The organism is Mesorhizobium album, from assembly GCF_033977205.1.
GTDB classification, from domain to species: Bacteria; Pseudomonadota; Alphaproteobacteria; order Rhizobiales; family Rhizobiaceae; genus Mesorhizobium; species Mesorhizobium album.
Genome location: NZ_JAVIIW010000010.1, coordinates 148,198 through 169,192, shown reverse-complemented (window position 1 = coordinate 169,192; position 20,995 = coordinate 148,198). Strand labels below are relative to the sequence as shown.

Below are 20,995 nucleotides of genomic sequence, written 5' to 3'. Positions count from 1 at the left end.
ACCCGCAGTTTCTGCTCATCTTCTTCCATAACTTGGTGTCCACCTATTTTGGTGGACACCTCATGCATCAACCCACTCAATGGCAAAAGGTGCGGGGAAAATCGCGCTTACTGTCCAACGCAAGCAGCAGATCATTGAGGAAAAGCGCAGGCGCCACGAGGAAGCCATCAGCGCCGCAGCAGAGGCGCGTGCCGAGGCCGAAAGAGAGCGCATCGATAGGCTGGTCGGCGAGGCGGCAGCCTTCCGCCAAGCCCAGGACATCAGGGCCTATGTCGAGGCCGCGCGAAGGGCGATTGCGAGCACAGAAGCGGTGCCCGAAGCGCAGTTTGATGCCTGGGCACAATGGGCGAACGAGAATGCCGATCGGATCGACCCTGTCCTGTCGAGGGCATTTCTCCAAAATCTTGAAGACGAGTTTTAGAGATCTTCGGCATCCCCAACCAAGCTCCTCAGGCGTTCTATTTCCAGCGCCTGCCTGGCCACCAGTGCCTCAAGATAGGCAACCCTCGCTTCGTAGTCCTGAAGTGATCGCATAATCGCCCGAAGGGGCGATGGTGGCATATGTGGTCCGGTGTCTGGATCGGAGATGCTCATTCGGAACCACCCCACTTGGAGGGCACGGAGTTGCTTCCCGGTATTCTTAACCAACATGATTAGGCCGGCGCAATCCTCGCTGCGCGCTGCAGCCGCCCAAGTGTACCCCGGGACACTCGCCCTGAGCGATGCTGTTTCGGACCAGCGCTCCATTCTAGCCCTTCCTCGAGGCACTCGTCAGCGAGCGCCCGAGCGCCGGTCGCCGACGAAACGGTGATAACGATCCCCAGGATCATGAAGGTGCATTGCACGGGACTCGAGGCGGCCAGAAAGGTGTCCAGCGATCAGGGAGCTATATTCAGTTCCCAAGGCGCCTCGCGCTATGGTTGGAGAAGTGCACCGCCGTATTGCGCCCAAAGGTGTTCGCAGTCCCACACCCTCAAGCTTGGCGTTCCGGGTTCCCCATACAGGACGATTGCACCGCGAACGTTGTATCCAAGCACCGACGCATTGGCGACGAACTGGATGGCGCGCCCTAAGCTGATGGCGCCGATCCGAGCTTCAATTTTGCTGGCGAGATCGATCACTCCGAAGATTTCCGCGTCTGCGCCTCTGCCGGCCAAAACAGCCGTCGAGATCGCATCGTCCAGGGCAAGGAGCATCGCATGAGTCCCGGTGGGCAGCGCTACCTAACTTCGATGCGTGAAATTTGTTCCGCGCTCGCGAAAGAATTTGGATCAACCATCCAGTTCAAGCGGCTCATGGTCCGGTTGCTCATGCCAAATGACTTGCCGGAGATCGCGCCGGTCGACGGGCTGGCCGCATTTCCTGCAATTGTAGAAGTGATCCTGTTCGCGGGGAGGGTCGCCCCCGTGTCGGTGCCCGACGATGGGTGGACCAAGGTTCGAAAGCGTCGTCACCCGTGCAATTTCCTGGCCTCGCGTTCCAAAGTCTTGCGGTCGTTGCCGTGTTCGCCGATCAGTTCCCGAACCTGGTCGGGCGTGATGCGATGCTGCTTGGCGAAATAGCGCACCTCGTACTCCTCATCTGCCGAAACGCGGTCACGGTCGCGGAAATCCCGTTTGCTCGCTCTTGTCGTCTGTCATGGCTGTTCCTCCCTGGGAGGGAAAACCACCACAGGGGACGAACGTTCCAACCTGCTTTTTCAGCAATCGCTAACAGAACGCCTGAGTCTGTGCGATATTGAATCAAATTCGAGTATCGCGTGGGGTTTCGATGCGTAAGCCTGTCGGCGGCGCCCGGCTGTCCTTCATTCGTCCGATGGAGCCCGAGCTCGTCGAGCAGCCGCCCAAGGGCGACGGATGGAGCCACGAAGTCAAATTCGACGGCTATCGCACCCAGCTCATCAAGGATGCTGACGGCATCCGCCTCTACACCAAGACCGGAGTAGACTGGACGACCAAATATCGACCACTCGCCGCGGAGGCGAAGTCGATCGAGGCGGAAGGCTTCATCATCGAAGGGGAGACGATTGTTACCAACGAAGCCGGTTTGTCTGACTTCCATGCGCTGCGCTCGGCGATCACCAGGCGACCGCAGGATCTCTACCTGGTCGCGTTCGATCTCCTGCATCTCAACGGCCACGATCTGCGCGACATGGTGCTGAAGGACCGGCTCGAAATCCTGCAGGCACTCATCCTCGCTGGCGGTCATATCCAATTCAGCGAGGCGCTGCCGGGCACGGGCGACGCCGTCTTTCATCTCGCCTGCGAAGCCGGCCTGGAGGGCATCGTGTCAAAGCGGCTGGATAGCGTTTACCGCAGCGGCGCGACGATGAACTGGCGCAAGATCAAATGCTACGTCGAAAAGGAAATGGACATCGTCGGCGTCAAGCGCGAGAGCGGCAAGCCCGCGATGGTCCTAATGGCCGACAACGGCCGCTACATGGGCGGCGCCTTCGTCACCTTCAAAGCCGACAAGCGGCAGGCCCTATGGGACCGGGTGCAGGGCAAGGCCGGCGCTCTGCCGCCGAAAGGGATGGCGAAGGAGAAGGCCGAGTGGCTGAAGCCCGGCCTGGTCGGCCGGGTAAAGTTCCTGAAGGGCGAAGAGAAGCTTCGCCACGCCTCGCTGAAGGACTTTTGGGAGCGAAGCTGAGTATCCGTCGAAGACCTCACAGGCGCGGTTTTTTGGCCTAAGGCCCGGAGGCAGAAGGGTTCGACGCCTGAACGGCCAGGTCGACGGCCTTTTCGACCTCAGCCACTACCGCTCGAAGCCGCTCCATAGTTCGCTCCGCCTGCCAGGGTGCACCCTGTTTATCAAGCCTATAGTCGTATCGGATTCTCACATATTCCTTCGACCGTTTTGGCGATTGAATGAAATCTTGGACCTCTTTTGGCAATTGCAGCCCTAAGGCCTTGCAGGCTGTTAGCCTGGCAGCAAAGTTGTGGTTGTAGTCCCGCACATCCTCCGGCGTCGTGCCGCCGAGTAGCTGGAAACTTCGCAGGTAGTTTTCCAATGCCTGGAAGTAGAGGAGCCTCCGGGGATGGTCCGACATCTGCGGCCCGATCTGCGCCAGAGCGTCGGCGCTCATCCTGTAGGTCTCAGCAAGGCGGAAGACGCCATAGGCCGTCATGTCCTTGCCGTGGATAAGTTTCGGCTTTTTCGCAGTAACATCCCCCATGGTTAGGAGGATGCCGCCATTAGCTCGGTAGGGCAAGCCGTGTCACCGCCTACCGATTGAAATCTTTGGCATGTCGTCTCCTTCGCCCTGTATGAGGAATTCAGCGAGCGCGCTCATTAGCCACTCAGCATTTTCACGGTCGAGCAACATATCGACCGTGTCGTCATCGTCAGTGACCAACTCCAGCGTGCCTCTCAGCGGCTTGCGGGAAGTCACTTCCACATCACCGTCCTGGTACTCAACAAATTTAGGCATAGTCTTCTCCTAAATAGTCATGGGGCCGCAGACGTGCATGAGCGGGTCCGCGAGCCAGTTGATGTTCAAGGAGTTGTGTTGGGCAGCCGTGCTGCTCGTTGTCTACGACGTAAGGGCTCCCCCGTCGTCGGTTATCACGCGGCGTTACACTCAGAGTGCCCGGCGCCGATTCTCTCAAGGCACAGTGCAAGAGTGATCCAGCGCGTGTGGGCAGTCAAGGTCGTTCAGTCGGCCTGTATGCTGACAACAAGTTGCTTCAGCGCAAGCCAATCTCGAACCGCTGCACAAAGGCGGGATTCTTCATTTCCTTGCTCGGATCATCGCCCGCGCGATTGCCAGTTCGGCCTCGACCCTGGCGTTTTCCTTCTGCGTCATGTTGTCGGCGGCGATCAGACGCCGCAGGGTACGCATGACCTCGCCGCGCGCCCACCCGACATCAAGCATGCAGTCGACGATCGCCTGAAAGCCGGGCTCCATTGCTTCCTGACAGTCGACCTCCCGGTCCGGGTAGGCAATGGCGCGTCTAGGCGGACTGATCATAGGAACTTCTCTCCCTCGCTCCGGTGCTCGAAACAGAACCAATGCGACGTCTGCCTTGGTCGGGCAAAGCCCCAACCGGCATCCTTGCCGCACCCGCCGTGCTCGCAAACATGCCCAAGCGGGCCATGGTCGCGTGGTGGCACGATTTCGCCAAGCCGGGCAGGTTCGTCGCTCATAGCAGCTTTATCGGTTCGATCAGCCCGGCGTGGTCATTGGGCTGTTTGTTGATGGCGGCTGCATTGACGTCCCTGCCGACACGGTAGAACTGCAACTGCCCATCGATGTCGTGGCTGAGAATGTCCTTCAGGTCGCCAGCCGGCGTCGTGGGATCGAGCCAGGAATCGTAATAGGCCGGATCGAGCATGAGCGGCTGGCGGTCGTGGATCTGGTTGACCGGCGCCGCCGACGGCTGGGTGATGATGGTGCAACTGATGACTTCGAGCTTCGAATTGTAGGCCCACAGCCCGGCGAATGAAAAAGGCGCATGGTTGGGCTGGAAAATGAACCAGGGGTCTTTCTTGCCGTCGGCGGGTGAGATCGTCCACTCGTAATAGCCATCGGCCGGAACCAGGCAGCGCTTGGACTTGTAGGCGTCTCGAAAGGCCGCTGTCGTGTCGACGCTTTCGATGCGGGCATTGAACATCGCTGCCTTGGGCATTTCCTTCGCCCAAAAAGGAACCAGCCACCAGCGCCCGGTGCGAACCTTGTGATTGCCGTCATCGGCCGCTGTGATGAACGGCACTTCATCGGTCGGCGCGATGTTGTAGCGCGGCGCGTCGTTCCGCCCGATATCGGCCGGCGCTGTCAGCCGATAGAGGCGATGGATTTCCGACCACGGCAGGTATCTGGTGTAGCGCCCGCACATGCCTCCACCTCAGTTCCGCAAGGCTTCGGGCACACTGAGCGGCCCGAGCTCCAGAATTCGCTCGTAAGCGCCTTGCCGCCGCCAGGCGCCACGTGCGCGCCCATTCTCCCTGTCTCTCTTCGGATCGAACACGATGCCGCCGAAGTGGTCAAGGAAGGCTGCAGCGGCCGCAGGGTCGGCGAAGCAATGCAGCCGCCATTGCTCCTGCTTGCCATCATCCCAGACCGCGATCACAGCTCTGGTCCTGCATGAGATGCCGCGCTCGCCGAGAAAGCGCATGATGAGCGTGTAGTTGCAGTCCGTGCAAAGATCGTCGGGGAGCGCGACCTGGTGCGGCATCTCGCGGTCGATGATCGTCGGCGTTGGAATGCCGCGGCTTCGTCTCACCATGCCTGGGGCAGAAAGCTGTCAGCCTGAAGGCGCATCGCGGCGAGCGTCAGCGCAATCGCGGCATTGGCCGGTGGCTTCTCCATGTGCAGGTAGACATCGGGACAACGCCATGCGGCCACGTTCATGTCTTCGTCGTCATCTCCGTCGCGCTCCGGCTCGATGATGTGCGCGTCGCAAGGATCCTGGTCGATTTCGATCGTCCAGCCCTGAAGGGATTTCTCGGTGATGGCCGCAACCTCAGCCAAGTTGCCAGTGAGATAGGGCAGACCCAACTCGCCCGCCTTTTCTGGTGTTCCCGGTTCATTGACCCAACCCATGACATAGCAGATGTCGATGTCGAGTTGCCGGTCAGGACCGGTGGCCGTTTCGAGACGTTCAATGATCTCCCGGTAGCGCCGCTGCCTGTCCGGCCAGGTCGCCAGATTGGCCGTTTTGACCCTGGGTTCGACGGGACCGATCCCCAAAACCCTATGGGCTCGAACGACCTTGTCCTCGGGCCATCCGGCGCAGCACGCCTCGCAGGCGGCGCGCTCAGCCTTGAACCAGATGGTGGCCGCCGCATCCTGTTCCTCACTCGGCTCGGCATCCTCTGGGAACCCCTTCATGTCCCAGAGTTCAACTGCGAGCATGCCGCTCATGGCATCCTCGCAGGAAATCCCAGAGCTTTCGAAAACCGCCTCTGCGGCGGCTACACCGCGAGCAAGTTCTTCGGCTGTTGCGTTCTCGATGATCAAGCGAAGTGGCATTTTCGCCTCCCTTGTGGCTATCCTCCCAATTGAGAACAAAAAGAGAACAAGAAGTCAAGAGAGACCTTGACCAGAGAGGAATATGTTCCTCATTTCAGCATATGCCCGAACAACCCGAAAAGTGGTCGAGAGGCGCCGCCTGGAGCCTGACGCATGCCCATGACGCGGGGCAAGTGGCCGGCATCCGCTGCGCCCGCTGCAACATCACGCGCTACTACAAGCCGCTCGAGCTGCGGGAGGTGATCGGCAACGTCACGATCGAGGAGGTGCGGGACAAGGTCCGCTGCCAGCAATGCAAGAGCCGGGAGTGGATGAGTGCACAGCTATTCCACCCGACCGGAGAGCAGGCCCACACGATCCGCTTCCGGCGATTGGTGCAGATCCGTTGGGAGAAGCGCGTGATCTGGCGCGATGAGTAAATGAACAGCGGGAGCGGCCCGGCAGGCTGGCGGGGTAGGCCAGCAAACGCCGGGCCTAACCGGTGGGGCTCGGGGGCGAGACACCATCGGCTGACGACAAATATATGCTTGTGCCGAAATGATCGGCACGCATCCATACGGCTGAGCCGGGAGTAGCCCGAAGCGCCGCTATGGTCGAAGGAGGCACCAGCATCGCTAGTTCCCGCGCGGCCTGGCTCTTGGTCCTGGGAAGCTTTCACACGGGTTTGCGGCCAATCTGTCGATTTGCGGATCTCTTACCCACAAAGATTTCTTCCTTCTTTCCGATGTCTCATTGAGGTCGACATTAACGGCCGATCGGCCTTTCGTCGCGGCGATCAGAAAATCAGCCTTGTTCGTTCGATAGTCTTCTTTTTGGACAGACATTGGTTTCCTCCCGATCCGTGGCCTTTCCCTCCATTAGCCTGGACGGAGACACTAGCTGCCGATGCATCAAGGGAGTCTACAAATCGAAGATTGTATTAAAATGATACACGTCACCCCGCGCCCAGCATCCGGCTTCGGTTGGTTGCGATGCCAGCCCGGAACTGCCGTCAGTCCCAATCCTGGTCGGGTGTAGCGGGACGGCGATTCCAGCTTCTAATGGCGTTCAATTCGTCGATGCAGACTGGGCCGGATGCGCCGCAGTCGTCACACTTCACCACGACCCGCCTATCGGCTGTGATGAACGGCCTTGCGTCGTTGCTCGTGCAAAACGGGCAAGGCTCCGCGTTCATCGCGGAGAGCGCTTTTTGCCAGTGCTCTTCGCCGGCTTTGCCGCGGGCGGCTTCCGGCCGAGCCCGCTCGACTTCGCCAGCACAGATCTTTGGGCCGCGTAGTTGGGCGCCACCATTGGATAGTCCGGCTTCAACCCCCATTTCTCGCGGTACTCGTTGGGCGTCAGGCCGTAGTGAACTCCAAGATGGCGCTTCAGCGATTTGAACTTCTTCCCGTCCTCGAGGCAGACTATGTAGTCGGGGAACACCGACCGCTTCGGATTGACCGCGGGGACCAGGGCCGGCGTCTCGGGTTCGGCCCTCTGTCCGATCTTCGACAGCGACGAATTCACGCTCTCGATCAGCTCCGGGAGAGACGCAACCGGCACGGCGTTTTTGCTGACGTAGGCGGACACGATGTCCGCCGTGAGCTCGATCAGTTGGCTTCGGCTGTTCTCAATCTCTTCCGGCATGCAGTATCTCCGATTGGCGGGAATAATAGCTGAAGTCTCTTAGCCGGTTTTCGGCCCGGCGCAACAGCGCGAACACGCTCCTGAACGAAGCGATCGCCACGCACCCGTCGTGCCGTCCGTGACGGTGCCCGCATGTACAAGCGTAAAGTCGACGGCATCACATTTTGGTGCTATTCTGTTCGTGTACTGTTCCCTGCCGACAATCACGTCGATGTTGCATCGTGACTGGAGGTTTGATCATCAGCAACCGCTAAATGTAGCACTATATAGTTCCCTCGGAGCCGCCGCTGCCGAAGCCTCACGGTTGGGGCGGGTGGCGGAAAGGGTCAGTCGCCACCCCACCTCCGTTCGCGGCTGGCCCTTTCCGCCTGGCTTTCCCTACACCGCAGCATGGAATTCCTTATCCAAGCTCCTGCTAAAGTGCTATGGTACACATAGCCCGCAGCGCCGACCTAAAGTCCCCCAAACCCCTAAGTCCCCGGGTCGGCTGCGAGTGAACATTGGGATCAGTCACTCTGGTCGGTGGCTGGTCCCTTTCCTCGATGTGCTATCTTCGCAAGCGTAAGCCCTGCTAGCTGCCGCCAAGGTGTCCTCCTCGGAAAGCGCTGCGGGCTTCCAGAGGGTCGGCGTCGTTCAGGTAGAGCGATTCCGGCCCTCGACTTTCTTAGGCTCGTACCCCGCACCGCAGCATCGATTTCGTTATCAAGCGATAGCTAAAGTATGTTACCGTCCGTGACAGGCTCGCGAAGCCGCCTTGTGTCACCTCTATAGGCATGCTGCGAGCAGGAGAAAGGGCCAGTCGAGTATCCTGCGGCTGGCCCTTTTTGTCTGGGTACTAAGGGCTTGGGGCAATGGATGTTCCAATTGACCATGGGCCCGCTGGTTCCGCTAAAGAACTGGTACGGCAAGCGCTCGTGAACACCCGGCCTGGCCAGACGGTTTCGGTCAAAGAGACCATTGCCGCAAGACCCGCTGGCGATGCCGAGGGCATTCGGGCAGCTTTGCGCGCGACGCAAGCGACACAACCACGGTGACGACGCTCGAGGCGTCGTTGGCCGAGCGTGAAACGAGGACTCCGGCGTCATGAGGACGCGGTGGAAGTCTTTCCTGTTGCTTGCAGCCTTGGCAACGGCGGCCTTTGTGGTTGCACGCTATTACTTCAGAACAGAAAGCTACCGCTACAAGTTAACCTTCGCGGTCAATACGTCCGAAGGCGTCAAACGCGGCTCGAGCGTGATCGAAGCGACGTTCTGGGAAGTCTCGTTCCCGGAGCATGGGGTCATGCACAAGCTTCACGGGGAGGCTCTGTATCTCGATCTCGGTGCTGGCAGAAGGCCGCTGATAGCGCTTCTGACCAGTCAGCTTCACCCGATACAAGCAAAGAATTACGGAGAATATCAGAAAAAGATTCGCTGGTCGCGCGATGCCGGGCCAGGCGACAATCTGCTCACCGAACTGTACGGCCCACAATCGGAAGATGTTCTTGATGACATATCCCGCCTAGCCCGAATGCGCGGCGCACACCGGATCACACCTGGCGATCTACCGGATCTCGTGACCTTTGCGGACATCAAAGATCCGAAGAGTGTGATCGACCTCGATCCGAATGATCTTAAGGCAACGCTCGGTCCCGATGTCTCGTGGAATGAGATTACGCTTGAGAGCACCGACGAGCCGGTCACCGAAGGCATCGAGAAGAAGCTGACCTGGCTGCCGGCGTATAACTCTAAGGGCGCGACGCTCGACGGCTCCCCCTACAGCAGCAAAAATACCGTCGCCAATATTCTGTACCCGTGGGACTTCTATCAAAACGTTGATTAGCAAGGGGATAATTAGCAATGGCAACGCAGACTGATCCGTCGGAGACGGCGGTCGTCGTCGCAGGTGGTGCGCACTTTGGCCAGGACAGGCCGTAAGTTAGGGCTCGGCCGCGACGCGCCGATGGTGGACGTTGTCATGGCTGCCCTGTCGACCGCACCGTTGGGCACTCTGTCAAATTATTTTACCGATTGGCTGCCGTTTCGGCGGGAGGGGTTGCCATGTTTGGTGCCCTTGTCGCTCTCGATCGACCACGCGAGGGTCGGCAGCACCTTGGTGGACAGCCACGCGGCAAGTTCCTCGCGCGGCCAGCTGTCTCGGCCGCCCAACACCCATAGCAGGTCCGAAACTTCCCGCCATTTGCTTCCGTCCGAAAACGGGATGGCCCGCGACGCCGAGGCGTTCGCCGGATCGAGTTCAACGGGCAGCGCAATGTTCGCGAGCTGGAAACGCGCGAGCCTTGCTCGATGTTCGATGTTGTCCGCCAACCGGCCTTTCAGAACCCGTTTGCCTTCCCGGACAGGCTCGAGCGCTGCCTCGACATCGCCGATGATCCAGGTGACGTTCCCGACAAACCCGGAAATGACGAGCGCCTGCTTTGCCTTGGCGTTGGCCCGAAGCCCGGCGATACCACCGGCATTGGGAAGGGCGATATCGGGGGTCTCTTCTCCGCCGCTGATCACGGCGGAAACTTGCTTTCCGGTCAGTCCCCGTCCAGCCTCGAATTCGGCAAGGATCTTTTCCAGGTGCTCCGGCGAAGCGGCAAGCTTCTCCATGACATTGTCAGGGACCCGCGCCTGGACAAGCCGCGATTTATGATCCTTGAGGACCCTCGCGATCTTGATGATCGTGTGAACGCGCTGGCGCGTGTAGCGAGTCACAGCCGTAGCCCACTTGCCGAACGTTCGGTCTGGTATCAGGCTTGCGGCCATACCCAGCAGCTCGCCGGCCTCGAATGTCTCTTCGGTTGTCCTCCGTCCCAACGTCAAAAGCCTGGACTCGCATTTCAATACGATCTCGAGATCAGCCCGCTTCAGGCCGAGCTGGGAATAGTCGAAGGCCTCTGCCTTCCTCCGTGGTGCTTTCGTCATCACTGACCCCATGTCGTCGTTCAAAACGCATCTGGGGTGGAAGGCCGGCCTAATATCCCCGCGGTTTTCCGTCCCAGACATGAGAACGGACTACGGCGCCGCTGCGGCGGCGTCAACGCCAATGCCCTGCTAACTTATTGTCAACAATATGTTTTTTGTCATTCCTCCAAGTCGTATCATTGAGTAAGATTCGCCCGCGTTTCGCCCAAGGAATTCTGGTTTCGACATCAGCGGCACCCATTTTCAGTCAAGCGAATCCTTGGTGAGCGCCGAAGGAAAGGGGGATAAACGGATCAAGCTAATCAACAGTGTTGCGCTCGAAACAACATTCTGGTGTCCGAGCTTCGAGCGGCCAACACCGTGGGTGGAAAGCTGTCCAGCTACAAGGGAAGAGGGTCCGCGAGTTGGTTCGAGGCGACTGGCGCGACACTCCTGTTTCCGGCGCCTAACTTGGCGACCCCATCCGACTGCAGAGCTCCAGCATATTCATCCTCGCCGAGTCGGCTTGGTGGGGTCGTACTGCGAATATCCCATAGCGTTTCTCCTTCGGCCGTGATTAGCCGCCAGAGAAACGCGTAGGGATTGGGGACGCTGGGGGGCCGCAAGCGGCAAGTCTGGTTTGGTCGAAGAGCTTATGAATAGCTGACGTTCGTTACTTACGGCCGGCGAGACAAAGCATAGGTCAGCACTGCTAATATATCTTTCGATCGGTTCTCAACGCCCAGGCTGTCACTGTTGCTGCATGAGGCGTGAGGATTCGCGGACCGCGCCTAACGCGGCGAGTTCAACAAACCAGACGCGAGGCAAGGTACGCCAAAAGGCTTTATCTCCCGTTTGATGCTCGCTGTTTCGGTGGGGCTTGCGTGAGGTGTAATCATCACTTGGTCGATGAACGTCTTCGCCTCGATGTCGATATAGACACCCTCTCTCAATGCCTGCTTGTCCAGCCAAAGGAGTCTGACCTCGTCTTCGAACTTGAAGGCACGCCGCTTTTGCAACAGCATGGTCGCGGCCATCCGGGTAACTTCTTTCTTCGATCCTTCTGCAACCGACTGCGCCAGACGAACAAGAGTTCTCTCGCCACGGTACTGGACGCGGCCTAGAAAAGCGGAGCCGACGCTGTCCGTGATGAGGCCTTTTGCCGAGTCCACCATAGCGTCTACCCGACAGCGGATCCGGACAATAGGTGTTTTCTTTTCGGGACCAAAGCCTGCCATTCGCCAACGCGGTTCGTCATGTGCACCTGTGGTCCAACAGGAGCCGTACGGTTGAAATCCCAACAATGGACCGGGGCGATTGAACAGGCCATCGCACCACCACCGCTCATAGGGGTCCTGCCAAGATCGGACAGGCGAGAGCCGCAGTTTGTCGGTTTGGAAAATCAGCTTGGCGTAACGCCATTCGAGCATGTGATAGAGGTATGGCTTTGTGAGCGCGGGATCCCGCATCACTTTCCGACCGTCCGCGCCGCCCTCGACGAGTGACCATGAGATGAGGTGCTTCTGGTTGGTGATCATAACAGATTCCAAGCGCCAGTTCGGCACTCTAATCAGCTACGAACTCTGTGTCATTGGCATCGCCCCCTTAAACACAGGCCATTCAGACCTAGCGGAGATCCGGAGGCTGTTTGGTCTTGCACCATTTTGATCAGTCAGCTAGGATAACTCTATGATTGATCTGGCAACTCACGCGTTTGAGCTTGTAACGGCGCTAGTTGGATTGGCAACAGCAAGCGTTCCCGCGCTCTTGTTTTTTAAAAATACCTGAAAAATCGATATCAATTTCTTTTACGCAACCAAAAACGCCTTCGCCAGATCAGGAATCTTGAAGGACATCGGCACAAAGGACTGGAAAGACCCTTTGCGAGACTTCTGGCGCAAGCCAAGATGAATGGCTGACAGTCAAATCTCAGACCCACAGTTTACCCGGCCGGTAGCGGCGGGGCAACTGACGTCTCGGTGTCGCGGTTCCGCGCGGCCGTTCGGACCACGCAACCGACATCCTTTGATCTTCGGTGACGAGAAACAATCTTAGAAGCTGGCCCTCCCTTGAATTTTAGAAGCACATCAAGATTGCTTTTCCATCCCATGTCAGGCGTGTAAGCGGCGTGGTGGAGGGGGCGAGACAAAAGCGATGGCAACGAAGAAGGACGGGCAACCGCGCAAGAAGCCAGTCACTACCACGCGTTCGACCTCCGGCGAGGCATATGACTTCGAGGATGAGGTGGGCGCCTGGTTTCTGGTGAAGATGCTGGGCGGGCAGCCTATGTCAGGACCCGGAGGATTTGGCGTCGGACTGAAGAATCAAACCGGGGCGCTGGGCTGGAAAATCGACGATCTGCTCGTTGTGACCGATGGGCAGCCCCTGGCGATATCTTGCAAGGGCAACGTGCAAGTGACCGCCAACGGATTACCGAAGGACTTTGTCGAGCGCGTCTGGGCGCAAACGACACAAGATGATCCACCGGCGAGCAGAACGGCACATTTCGCTCTCGCGACGCGTGACTCGCATCCGGAGTTCAATGCGAAGTGGTCGGACATCAAAAGCTGGGCTACTGGCCCCGACGGCGCGCTCACCCTGGCCAGGATCGCCGTATCGCCCAAGCACAGGGCTATTTTTGAGAGCGTAACCGGCTCAGGCGAAGGCGCGCACGACCACACGGCCTCGCTAGCAATGGTCCGGCGGATCGATGTGCTTCCCTTCGATTTCCAGCTTGCGCCGTCGAAGGATGTAGCGGCAGTGGTTCAGGATTGTCGGCAGTTGCTCCGAGACGGAGCGCTCGCAACCGCCCAGCTGCTTTGGCGGTCGCTCGTCGAGCGCGTGCACGCCTCGAGGGTTGGCGGTGGAGCAATTGCGCTCGACGAGCTTTGGGATTCGCTCAGGCAGCACTTCGACCTAAAGGACCATCCGAACTTTCAAGCCGATTGGCACGTATTGCGTGACCTGACATCCGATTACCTCGCGACGATAGCCACGTCGCTACCTGGAGGTATAACCTTGATCCGCCAGAAGCCCCGCGATGATGTTGCACGGGCGGCGGTCGACAATGAGACTACGTTGGTAGTCGGGGATTCGGGTGTCGGAAAATCGGCGATAGTTCGCGCCGCGCTAGAGACCCATTTTCCAAGTCACGAGAAACTCTGGCTCGGACCGGTCGATCTGGAGAAGGTGCTGTCCGCGACGGGCCGTCGCCAGCTAACCCTCAACCATCCTCTCACGGTCACACTGCGCCGCTCGCCCGCGGCAGGCGTGATCCTGGTCATCGATGCCGCGGAAAGAATTTCGGAGCGAAACGTCCCCGCCGCAAATGCCTTCTTGAAAGAGCTTTCCGCCAACGGCGTGCGGGTGATTGTGGTCGGGCAAGCATTGTGGGCGAGCAGCGCGGGCGCCCTAGTTGCAGGCCTGCGGGTACGTCCGGTGTCGATAGAACAACTTTCAACCGAAGAGGTGGCGGCTGCATTGGGCAGTTCACCTGCTGTGAGGTGGGTGGCGTCGCGGCCCCAACTCCTGACGGGCCTGCGCAATCTTCGGACCCTTGGTTGGGTCATGGGGGCCGCCATCACGCCTGAGATTGGACAAACGGGTTTGGCGACGCCATCGGCAATAGTCGACTTGGTCTTCGGCCGGTGGACCGGCGGAAAGATAGCGCTTGAACGTCTGCTTACGACACTTGCGGTTCGCGAGGCTGAATTCGAGCGAAGCTTTGCGATTTCGGACATTGATCGTGGAGATGCTGAGGCTTTCGACAGCCGTCCCGACGGCTTTCCGATACGAAAGAACAAGCAACGCAGGCTGGAATTCGAGCACGATCTCGCGGCCGACTGGGCGCGTTTCGAGTTGCTCAAGGAGAAGGAGATCGTGGGGGTCGAATGGCACGCACTGGCCGTGAACCCGCTATGGCACAACGCGTTGCGGCTCGCCGGTCAGTGGCTGTTGCGGGAAACCGAAGGGGAAACGTCGGCTTGGGACTACGCGACCGCAAAGCTCAAGCGGGAGAACGCCGGGCTTACGTTAGATCTTTTGCTCGACGCTCTGTTTACCGATCCGGAAGCGGAGCGCTTCCTCGAGGAGAAGGCCGAACTCCTATTCGCAAACCAGTGTGAACTGCTGCGACGCTTGCTCGTCCGGTTCCGCCACATTGCGACCGTCACGACTTGGCAGGGAGGCGATGGCGCTGACCAATCTTTTGCCCTTCATTTCGAAAGTGAATTCCGCAGTCCTATTGTGGGCTATTGGCCGGCCCTGGGTAACTTTTTGCATCGGCACCGCGATCGGGCCTCCGCCTCTGCATCCGCCGAAATCGCGCGAGTTGCGTCGATCTGGCTGACTGCTACGCCGCGCGAGACGAGCGACGGAGCCCGGTTTCCCTACCGCCTGCAGTTCGCGGAGGTCGCGCTGGCCTGCGGCAGAGCAATGCAGCTCGATCTACTGAAGCACGGATTTCACTACGACAAAGAGGATAAACCGACTTTCTCGGCGGCGCTGCTCGCAGCGGACGACATTCCCGATGGCGTAGCGGATTTTGCTCTGGAGATGGCGCATCGCCGCCCAACGCTGAAGTCGATCGTCGAGCAAGCAAACGCTTTCCATCGTGAACAGGCGCGCGAGAAGGCGAAGGCAAGTCCGCAGCGCAGCCGATCGCCCCGTCCAATATCGTCGATCTTCGAGCCCGAAAGGTTGCCGCCTTGGCCACTCGGTCCGAAGGGAAGGCTAGACGAGGCCTTTCGCGAAGCGGTGCTTCGATCGGGTTCAATCGGCGCCTTGATGCGCGCGAGACCAGCAGTGGCCTCGGAGGTGGTGCTCGCGTCAATTATAGAAGACAACCCCGTGCGCGATCGGTCATCGCTGAGGGACGGGTTCGGACTTGAGTTCGACAACGACACCTACCCGGTGGCGTTTTGGAAGGGGCCGTTTTTCCTCCTGCTGGGAATCAATCCCGATCACGCCCTCGGATGTGTCGTCCAGTTGGTGAACTTTTGCACCGAGCGTTGGCAAGCGGATCTGAGGCCTCACAACCCTCCTTCGATTACACTGACTCTGGCCGACGGCAGCAACAAAGCCTTCATCGGCAATCGGATGGTATTTGAGTGGGACCGCGTCAGTTCGATGCATAGCGGGCAACTCGGTTGTGCGCTTGCCGCGCTCGAACGGTGGCTTATGGTTCAGCTCGACCAGGGCCAAGCGATTGATGCTTACGTCGAGAGACTTCTGCTCGAGTCCAAATCGTTGGCCATTCTTGGCGTCCTTCTGCGCGCGGGAAAATATCGGCCCGATGTCTTAAGAGGGTGTCTGCGGCCACTGCTCAAAAGTCGCGAAATTTATCAGCTCGATGATGCTCGGGTACGAGAGGGCGAATTTTTCGATGCGATGAGCTGGGCACGCGCGGGCGAAGACATCTTCGAGATGGCGAAACAGTTTGTTTTCGCACCGCATCGGAAGACCACCCTTCGTCGGATCGCCGCCGCGCTTCTTCGTGAAAATTCAGAGCTGGCAAGCGAGGTAGCGGCGGATGCGAAGCGTTGGCCAAAGTCGAAAGACAAAAATGACGCTCTTGAACGCGACGCGCTCATTGAGGAACTCGATCCACGAAACTACTCGGGACCGAGCGGCCACGCTGAGACAGAGGGCGTGACGTTCTCATATCCAAAGCACCTTCTCAATCGGCTTCAGCGCTATCAAAGTAAAGCCGCCAGCGACCTGGGGCTTGTCGGCCTTCCCTTTCAGTGCAGCAGAGCGCTGCAGCAGTATGGCGTCCTGACGCCTGAGACGGCTGCCTATTTGGCAAGCGTGATTAGCTCGGAGCGCTCCCAAGGAGTGAGCGCGGGAGACTATGAACAGGCTCGGCTGGCTGCGGCGGCGACGCTTGTGGCTCGAGGTGGAGAATGGCTGGCGTCGAACACCGGGACGAGCAGGGAGGTAAGTCAGGTCGTCGCTGCTGCCGTGGCGGGCCTCGCAACGACAGGGGAGCGTCGAACCCCTGTTCTCGGCAATCTGGCCATTGAGACATCTGCGTACGCGATAATTCAGAAACTCACGGAAGGCGCCACCGATACTAACTGGGGCGAGTTGGCGCTCATTCTTCTGACCTGCGGCGACATGCAGGCATTGGCCCGACTGATGAACGAGGCCCACGCAAGAAAGTTGGAGCTTGGCAAGATCTGGCCCAGGCTCGTGTTCTTGGGTGTTCTTGCCTCAGGGTTGTCCGTGCTCGCTCCGCGTTACGATGGCGACGCAGTCGAGCCGGCCCTTTGGACGAGATGGCAGCGCTGGTTGCAGAAGCGCCCATTGATCGAGGGCGATCGGACGTTGGAGCAGGTTGATTTCACGAGAATCGCGAAGCGTGTCGGCAAGCTTGAATACCAGCAAGCCGTTGCGCGGGCTGACAGAGACTTTGCACGGTATCGTATGCGCCATCGTCCTAAGCGCCAGGTCATCGGTCTCGACTGGAATTTTCTTAGGTCGCTGTTGGCATGGCTCCTCCAGAGCGAAGGACCTCTGGATGCGGCAGAGAAGCAACTGCTGAAGTCGCTTTGGGACTTTGAGTCCTGGCGGGCTTATGGGCAGACCAGCGTTGACCCCAAAAACGATCGCGAACGGCCGATGGAGCATTTGGGCTATGAGGTGCTCGATCGGATCGCACGCCTTCTCCCGACGCTCAATGTGAATGAGGCAAGGGACCTATGGGAACCCATCCTCCGCCTCGGCGCAATGTCCCACTACGCAGTCGATCATTTCATCAGCAGTTGGATGTTGCTTCTGGGAAAGAACGTTGACCTGGAAGTCTTCTATGCACATTGGCGCGCCATGGCGGAGTATGCCCTGACGGCGCCCGGATGGACGGACGGCCGTCAATGGTACTACGGCGAAAATATGCTTTGCCAAATTCTCGGTTTTGGCACTGTCAACCTAAAGTTCTATCCGAACGCGTTCGGGCTAGTGCCTCGGATGGCCGATCTCCACGAGCGCTGGGCGGCCGAGCATCTCGCTGGCCGGGAAGAGAACGTCTCTGCCTTCTGCTCCTTCCTATCTCAAGCTGCCGGGGCATCGCTGAGGCTGAAAGCCGTGCCATGGATTGCTAAGGCACTTGAACCTGACGGCCGGGCAGCGAAATGGCGCCGGGATAAAACCGGGGAGGATGTCCTTGCTTACCTTAGCGCGCTAATCGCGAGTGAGGGTCCAGCGATCGCCGCGAATGCCACGCAGCGAAACGCCGCGATGACACTGGCTGCTCATTTGGTTGCGCAACAGCTACCGGGGGCGATGGCTCTCCACGACCGGTTCTCAAGACTTCGATAAGCGATGTCACATCACTATCGCAGTCAAATTCGTCGAAGTGTTCCGGCCAGGTTCTAGTCGCAGCCGGCTTCTGGCGGAAGTCAGCCGCCTCAGTTGACCGCCCAGATGACCGCTTTTGAGATCACGAAGCAGTTGGTTCTACGTCTGACATGTGGCGCAAAGCAGTCACGCCCGCCTTAGCCCGTGGGACTCTCGGTCATTTTTTCGCGATCATCTAATCCACCGTGCTCTCCGCAGTGCTTCGGTCCGTGCGGTCTCAAAGATCGTCTCAATCACGAGCGCTGGATCGAACTCGCTGCTCAGCCCCCTCGGATTGCAAACGACGCGAGTATCGTCGATCTGGCAGTCGCACCTGTCGTGCGCATGTCCATGCACCCATAGCGCTGGACGTCCGAATTCAATGAGTTAGGTAAGATCGGAAGCATAGGCGGCGTTGAGGAGGTCGCCCTTGAATCGCTCTGGTATCGAGCGCGGATGCGGCAGGTGATGGGTGATCAGCGCATGTCCGGACACTGGGATCCCCTCGTACGGACGTTGCTCACGACGACCCCAAAGGATTCGCTTCGAATGGTCGATCTCGAAACCTTGCTGCGCGGTTTACCTGGTCATGCGCGTTAGTCGTCCGAACTGGCCAAGGCCCAGCCTTGACCCTTAACGTGCTGGAATTCCGTGCTATGCCGCCGTAGGGCGGCACGAATCAACTCGACCGGATCGGCGGATTGAATCTCAACGCCGATCTCGTCCATTTTTGCCTTGATCTCCCGCTGCATCAAGGGTCGCCCAGCTTCACGAAGGATTCCCCGTGCGGCGTCGCGAATGCGCCCGGACTCGCTCGTGTTCTCGCTGGTCGTCGCAGCGGGCATTGTCGGAATGGAAGGTTCAGCCGGCGGTGAAACCTCGCGGAAGCTGCGCATGGCAGCCAATTCGGCTTGGAAGACCTCTATGCTCTTCTGAGTCCGGACGATCTCTGCACTCCGAGCGGCGATGAATTCCTCAGCCTTCTTCCGATAGTCTTCTGCGGCCTTTCGGAACAGAGCGAGCTCCGCTTCCTGCTCCTGGACGCGGCTCCTCATCGCGTCCAAAAGACTCTTTAAGATGTGCTCGGGCTTGGTCACGGACAACTCCAAAAAACGTTCGGAGCAAACAGTTGTGGCCGTCCACAGTTGCGGATATGGTCCGGGGCAGCGATTCGGACATAAAGATTCGGGTGAGTGCGCGGCAACGCACTCACCCGAGCGATCCGGCTCCAAAACCCTGTCAGGAAAGGAGGCCGCATGGAGGCTTTCTAGCACCATATTCCCGAACACGCCACTGTTTTTGATCGGTTTTCCTGCCAACGGAACGCGTACGCTAAGTCTGTCTAAAAACACGGCTTTTCGGGGACTAATCACGCCCATCCATCCCAGAATGCGGTTCGCCGAAGCTAGGGTGCGGACGCGCAACTGCGCGTCGCGGATGCGCTTTGATCGAATCGCCCGCGATGTACGGGCCAGCGCGATTCGCCGACGTCATCATCCTTTCAACGGGCGCCCGACCCGCGAGTCCGCTGCTGCGACTTGTGGCGCGGACACGCTTGTCCATCTATTGAATATGGAGAACGGAATTGTCTACGAGATCGACACGAAAAAAGAGTCCGAAAACGCAAAGGCTGAATCTATCCCGCCTTGAGCGCGGGCGGAATCATTTGATTGTCCGTCAGACCGTGTATGAGAACGGTTCTTTCAAGAAGCGTCCGGTCCTATGGCTCATACTTCCGGACGCCGATGGACTGCTCCGGGTTTCCCGCGACGAGATGCTCCTAGAGTTCTTCGCCGACAATTCTGCTATGTCCTACACGTGGATGAAGAATGCTGCTCGGGCGCTTGGTGCGCTGGTGGATCATTCGCTAGCAGTGGGCAAGTCTCCGTTCTTCGATCAATGGAGGAAGGAGGGTCGTCTGGAGAGACGTCTACTGCGCGGGCTCGCCAGTTCACTTGTGCACGGTACGATGGAGGTGGCTGCCAGCGGACGCATCGTTGACCAAACTCGGCTCTACTGGAGCCCACTGGGAAAGCGGCAGGCAGCCGTCCTGCTCTCGGCCCTCACCGTCTATTTTAGGTGGATGGAGAACGAGCCTTCTGCCGCCCGATGGGTCCAGGCGGCTTCGACCGATGCAGCCGCCAAGTCTCCGACAGTCGCTCTAAACCTTGCCTCAGAACTGCTGATCCGAAAGAGCAATTCGTTGCTTGGACACTTGAAAGGTATGGAACGCAAGCCGTCCCACGCCTTTCCTGGAGTGATCGAGCGGAGCAGGAAGAGCGCGAGCGCGGTTCCAACTTTTCCCGCAAAATATTTGGGGCCGTTCCTCTACAACGGATTCAAGGACAAATTGGGGGAATGCGACGAGGCTGGCCAATTGCTGGCGCATCTTATCATCGCGCTGGGACTCCGAAAATCCGAAGGCTTTCACCTCTACACATCAGACATTCAGTTCATCGGCGACGTTCCGTGGATCTTCTTCCATCATCCTGAGTTCGGGAAAATCCAGGCCGACGGGAGAGATATTTCCCGTGAAGAGTACCTGGCACGGTTCGGGCTGCTGCCACGTAACCGAGATAGAGGCAGAAATGCAGCCGGTTGGAAAGGGATGGCCGACGACGAGGAGGGGACGCCTGGTTATTTCCTCCCAATCCTGTCGCTCCGGCAAAGAGTTGCCAGACTACTGAAACAATACATTTACTCTACACGCCCGGCCATCATGGCTAGGCGCTCGCGGTCCCTCCGGGACCACCCTTTCCTATTCGTCAGTAGTGGACGCACCTTGACCTCGGGCGGTGGAGACGTCGGGGACCCCTATACCATGAGTGCGTTCGATCATTGCTGGGAGCAAGCCGTCAAACGGATCGGCATAATGTTCGATGATCCCGCCATGATGGTCCCCAAGAAATGGAAGGGAACTACGCCTCACGGTGGGCGACACTTCTACGGGAGGTTCCTGTTCACGTCCGGCGTAGAAGGCCGGATAATCCAAAGCTGCATGCACCATCGGTCGCTCAACGCCCACAAAGTTTATACGCGCCTGACACCGTCCGAAATCAATCTGGTGCTGACACATGCAAGCGAAGGGCATTCGGCCGATTACTCATTGCGCAATTTGCACGACGAATTCGTGTCGCAATTCCGACACTCACCAAGTTGGGAGTTTCAGTAGCGG

Annotated in this window: 18 protein-coding genes and 1 pseudogene; 6 read left to right on the top strand and 13 right to left on the bottom strand. The window is 58.9% G+C overall.

What is annotated here, in order from left to right:
* Positions 1 to 79 precede the first annotated feature (79 nt).
* Complete coding sequence (locus RFN28_RS11395; protein WP_320287434.1) at positions 80 to 421, top strand: hypothetical protein; 342 nt, start codon at positions 80 to 82, stop codon at positions 419 to 421.
* A gap of 493 nt (positions 422 to 914) precedes the next feature.
* Here the strand turns inward: RFN28_RS11395 and RFN28_RS11390 are convergent, their stop codons facing one another.
* Both RFN28_RS11390 and RFN28_RS11385 read right to left on the bottom strand, forming a co-directional pair.
* On the bottom strand, positions 915 to 1,196 hold the full coding sequence (locus RFN28_RS11390) for a hypothetical protein (protein ID WP_320287433.1): 282 nt from the start codon (positions 1,194 to 1,196) through the stop codon (positions 915 to 917).
* Positions 1,197 to 1,450: 254 nt separating this feature from the next.
* Positions 1,451 to 1,609, bottom strand: a pseudogene (locus tag RFN28_RS11385) (DUF3606 domain-containing protein); the annotation flags it as partial.
* 161 nt (positions 1,610 to 1,770) lie between these two features.
* Here RFN28_RS11385 and RFN28_RS11380 point away from each other — a divergent pair.
* Entirely contained in the window at positions 1,771 to 2,649 is an 879-nt protein-coding gene (locus RFN28_RS11380; protein WP_320287432.1) for an ATP-dependent DNA ligase, read from the top strand.
* A gap of 37 nt (positions 2,650 to 2,686) precedes the next feature.
* On the opposite strand, the gene RFN28_RS11375 is transcribed toward RFN28_RS11380, so the two are convergent.
* The 6 genes from RFN28_RS11375 to RFN28_RS11350 all read right to left on the bottom strand — a co-directional run bounded on the left by RFN28_RS11375 (position 2,687) and on the right by RFN28_RS11350 (position 5,971).
* Entirely contained in the window at positions 2,687 to 3,211 is a 525-nt protein-coding gene (locus RFN28_RS11375) for a hypothetical protein (RefSeq protein WP_320287431.1), read from the bottom strand.
* A gap of 6 nt (positions 3,212 to 3,217) precedes the next feature.
* A complete protein-coding gene (locus tag RFN28_RS11370) occupies positions 3,218 to 3,430 on the bottom strand; it encodes a hypothetical protein (RefSeq protein ID WP_292114199.1) in 213 nt (70 codons plus the stop codon).
* A 300-nt stretch (positions 3,431 to 3,730) separates the two neighbouring features.
* Positions 3,731 to 3,970, bottom strand: a complete 240-nt coding sequence (locus RFN28_RS11365; protein WP_320287430.1) for a hypothetical protein — start codon at positions 3,968 to 3,970, stop codon at positions 3,731 to 3,733.
* Between the two features lie 172 nt (positions 3,971 to 4,142).
* Positions 4,143 to 4,835, bottom strand: a complete 693-nt coding sequence (locus RFN28_RS11360; protein ID WP_320287429.1) for an SOS response-associated peptidase — start codon at positions 4,833 to 4,835, stop codon at positions 4,143 to 4,145.
* 9 nt (positions 4,836 to 4,844) lie between these two features.
* Positions 4,845 to 5,225, bottom strand: a complete 381-nt coding sequence (locus RFN28_RS11355; protein ID WP_320287428.1) for a hypothetical protein — start codon at positions 5,223 to 5,225, stop codon at positions 4,845 to 4,847.
* Positions 5,219 to 5,971, bottom strand: coding sequence for a hypothetical protein (locus RFN28_RS11350; RefSeq protein WP_320287427.1), 753 nt, complete (start codon positions 5,969 to 5,971; stop codon positions 5,219 to 5,221). Before RFN28_RS11350 ends, RFN28_RS11355 begins: the two co-directional genes overlap by 7 nt.
* Positions 5,972 to 6,072: 101 nt before the next feature.
* Between RFN28_RS11350 and RFN28_RS11345 the strand changes: the two genes are divergently transcribed.
* A complete protein-coding gene (locus RFN28_RS11345; protein ID WP_320287426.1) occupies positions 6,073 to 6,390 on the top strand; it encodes a hypothetical protein in 318 nt (105 codons plus the stop codon).
* A 572-nt stretch (positions 6,391 to 6,962) separates the two neighbouring features.
* Here the strand turns inward: RFN28_RS11345 and RFN28_RS34840 are convergent.
* Both RFN28_RS34840 and RFN28_RS11340 read right to left on the bottom strand, forming a co-directional pair.
* Positions 6,963 to 7,145, bottom strand: coding sequence for a Lar family restriction alleviation protein (locus RFN28_RS34840; RefSeq protein WP_366929463.1), 183 nt, complete (start codon positions 7,143 to 7,145; stop codon positions 6,963 to 6,965).
* A complete protein-coding gene (locus RFN28_RS11340) occupies positions 7,142 to 7,597 on the bottom strand; it encodes a Ros/MucR family transcriptional regulator (RefSeq protein ID WP_320287425.1) in 456 nt (151 codons plus the stop codon). The genes RFN28_RS34840 and RFN28_RS11340 overlap by 4 nt, the downstream gene beginning before the upstream one ends.
* Before the next feature lie 1,110 nt (positions 7,598 to 8,707).
* Between RFN28_RS11340 and RFN28_RS11335 the strand changes: the two genes are divergently transcribed.
* Positions 8,708 to 9,418: a hypothetical protein gene (locus RFN28_RS11335; RefSeq protein ID WP_320287424.1), complete on the top strand. Its 711-nt coding sequence runs from the start codon at positions 8,708 to 8,710 to the stop codon at positions 9,416 to 9,418.
* A gap of 176 nt (positions 9,419 to 9,594) precedes the next feature.
* Here the strand turns inward: RFN28_RS11335 and RFN28_RS11330 are convergent, their stop codons facing one another.
* Together RFN28_RS11330 and RFN28_RS11325 are read right to left on the bottom strand one after the other, a co-directional pair.
* Positions 9,595 to 10,530 carry a hypothetical protein gene (locus RFN28_RS11330; RefSeq protein WP_320287423.1) on the bottom strand — a complete coding sequence of 312 codons (936 nt, stop codon included), beginning with the start codon at positions 10,528 to 10,530 and terminating at the stop codon, positions 9,595 to 9,597.
* A 746-nt stretch (positions 10,531 to 11,276) separates the two neighbouring features.
* On the bottom strand, positions 11,277 to 12,023 hold the full coding sequence (locus RFN28_RS11325) for a hypothetical protein (protein ID WP_320287422.1): 747 nt from the start codon (positions 12,021 to 12,023) through the stop codon (positions 11,277 to 11,279).
* Positions 12,024 to 12,639: 616 nt separating this feature from the next.
* Here RFN28_RS11325 and RFN28_RS11320 point away from each other — a divergent pair.
* The gene (locus RFN28_RS11320; protein WP_320287421.1) at positions 12,640 to 17,802 is read left to right on the top strand and encodes a GTPase domain-containing protein; all 5,163 of its coding nucleotides are present in this window, start codon (positions 12,640 to 12,642) and stop codon (positions 17,800 to 17,802) included.
* 614 nt (positions 17,803 to 18,416) lie between these two features.
* Here RFN28_RS11320 and RFN28_RS11315 read toward each other — a convergent pair.
* A complete protein-coding gene (locus RFN28_RS11315) occupies positions 18,417 to 18,917 on the bottom strand; it encodes a hypothetical protein (protein ID WP_320287420.1) in 501 nt (166 codons plus the stop codon).
* 569 nt (positions 18,918 to 19,486) lie between these two features.
* On the opposite strand from RFN28_RS11315, the gene RFN28_RS11310 reads away from it, so the two are divergent.
* A complete protein-coding gene (locus RFN28_RS11310) occupies positions 19,487 to 20,992 on the top strand; it encodes a tyrosine-type recombinase/integrase (RefSeq protein ID WP_320287419.1) in 1,506 nt (501 codons plus the stop codon).
* Positions 20,993 to 20,995 lie beyond the last annotated feature (3 nt).

What these genes read in the sequence shown, in the direction of transcription:
- RFN28_RS11345 (WP_320287426.1), top strand. Translation starts at nt 6,073, where the DNA reads ATGCCCGAACAACCCGAAAAGTGGTCGAGAGGCGCCGCCTGGAGCCTG.
- RFN28_RS11365 (WP_320287430.1), bottom strand. Translation starts at nt 3,970, where the DNA reads ATGATCAGTCCGCCTAGACGCGCCATTGCCTACCCGGACCGGGAGGTC.
- RFN28_RS11380 (WP_320287432.1), top strand. Translation starts at nt 1,771, where the DNA reads ATGCGTAAGCCTGTCGGCGGCGCCCGGCTGTCCTTCATTCGTCCGATG.
- RFN28_RS11370 (WP_292114199.1), bottom strand. Translation starts at nt 3,430, where the DNA reads ATGCCTAAATTTGTTGAGTACCAGGACGGTGATGTGGAAGTGACTTCC.
- RFN28_RS11355 (WP_320287428.1), bottom strand. Translation starts at nt 5,225, where the DNA reads ATGGTGAGACGAAGCCGCGGCATTCCAACGCCGACGATCATCGACCGC.
- RFN28_RS11325 (WP_320287422.1), bottom strand. Translation starts at nt 12,023, where the DNA reads ATGATCACCAACCAGAAGCACCTCATCTCATGGTCACTCGTCGAGGGC.
- RFN28_RS11320 (WP_320287421.1), top strand. Translation starts at nt 12,640, where the DNA reads ATGGCAACGAAGAAGGACGGGCAACCGCGCAAGAAGCCAGTCACTACC.
- RFN28_RS11360 (WP_320287429.1), bottom strand. Translation starts at nt 4,835, where the DNA reads ATGTGCGGGCGCTACACCAGATACCTGCCGTGGTCGGAAATCCATCGC.
- RFN28_RS11390 (WP_320287433.1), bottom strand. Translation starts at nt 1,196, where the DNA reads ATGCTCCTTGCCCTGGACGATGCGATCTCGACGGCTGTTTTGGCCGGC.
- RFN28_RS11350 (WP_320287427.1), bottom strand. Translation starts at nt 5,971, where the DNA reads ATGCCACTTCGCTTGATCATCGAGAACGCAACAGCCGAAGAACTTGCT.
- RFN28_RS11395 (WP_320287434.1), top strand. Translation starts at nt 80, where the DNA reads ATGGCAAAAGGTGCGGGGAAAATCGCGCTTACTGTCCAACGCAAGCAG.
- RFN28_RS11340 (WP_320287425.1), bottom strand. Translation starts at nt 7,597, where the DNA reads ATGCCGGAAGAGATTGAGAACAGCCGAAGCCAACTGATCGAGCTCACG.
- RFN28_RS34840 (WP_366929463.1), bottom strand. Translation starts at nt 7,145, where the DNA reads ATGAACGCGGAGCCTTGCCCGTTTTGCACGAGCAACGACGCAAGGCCG.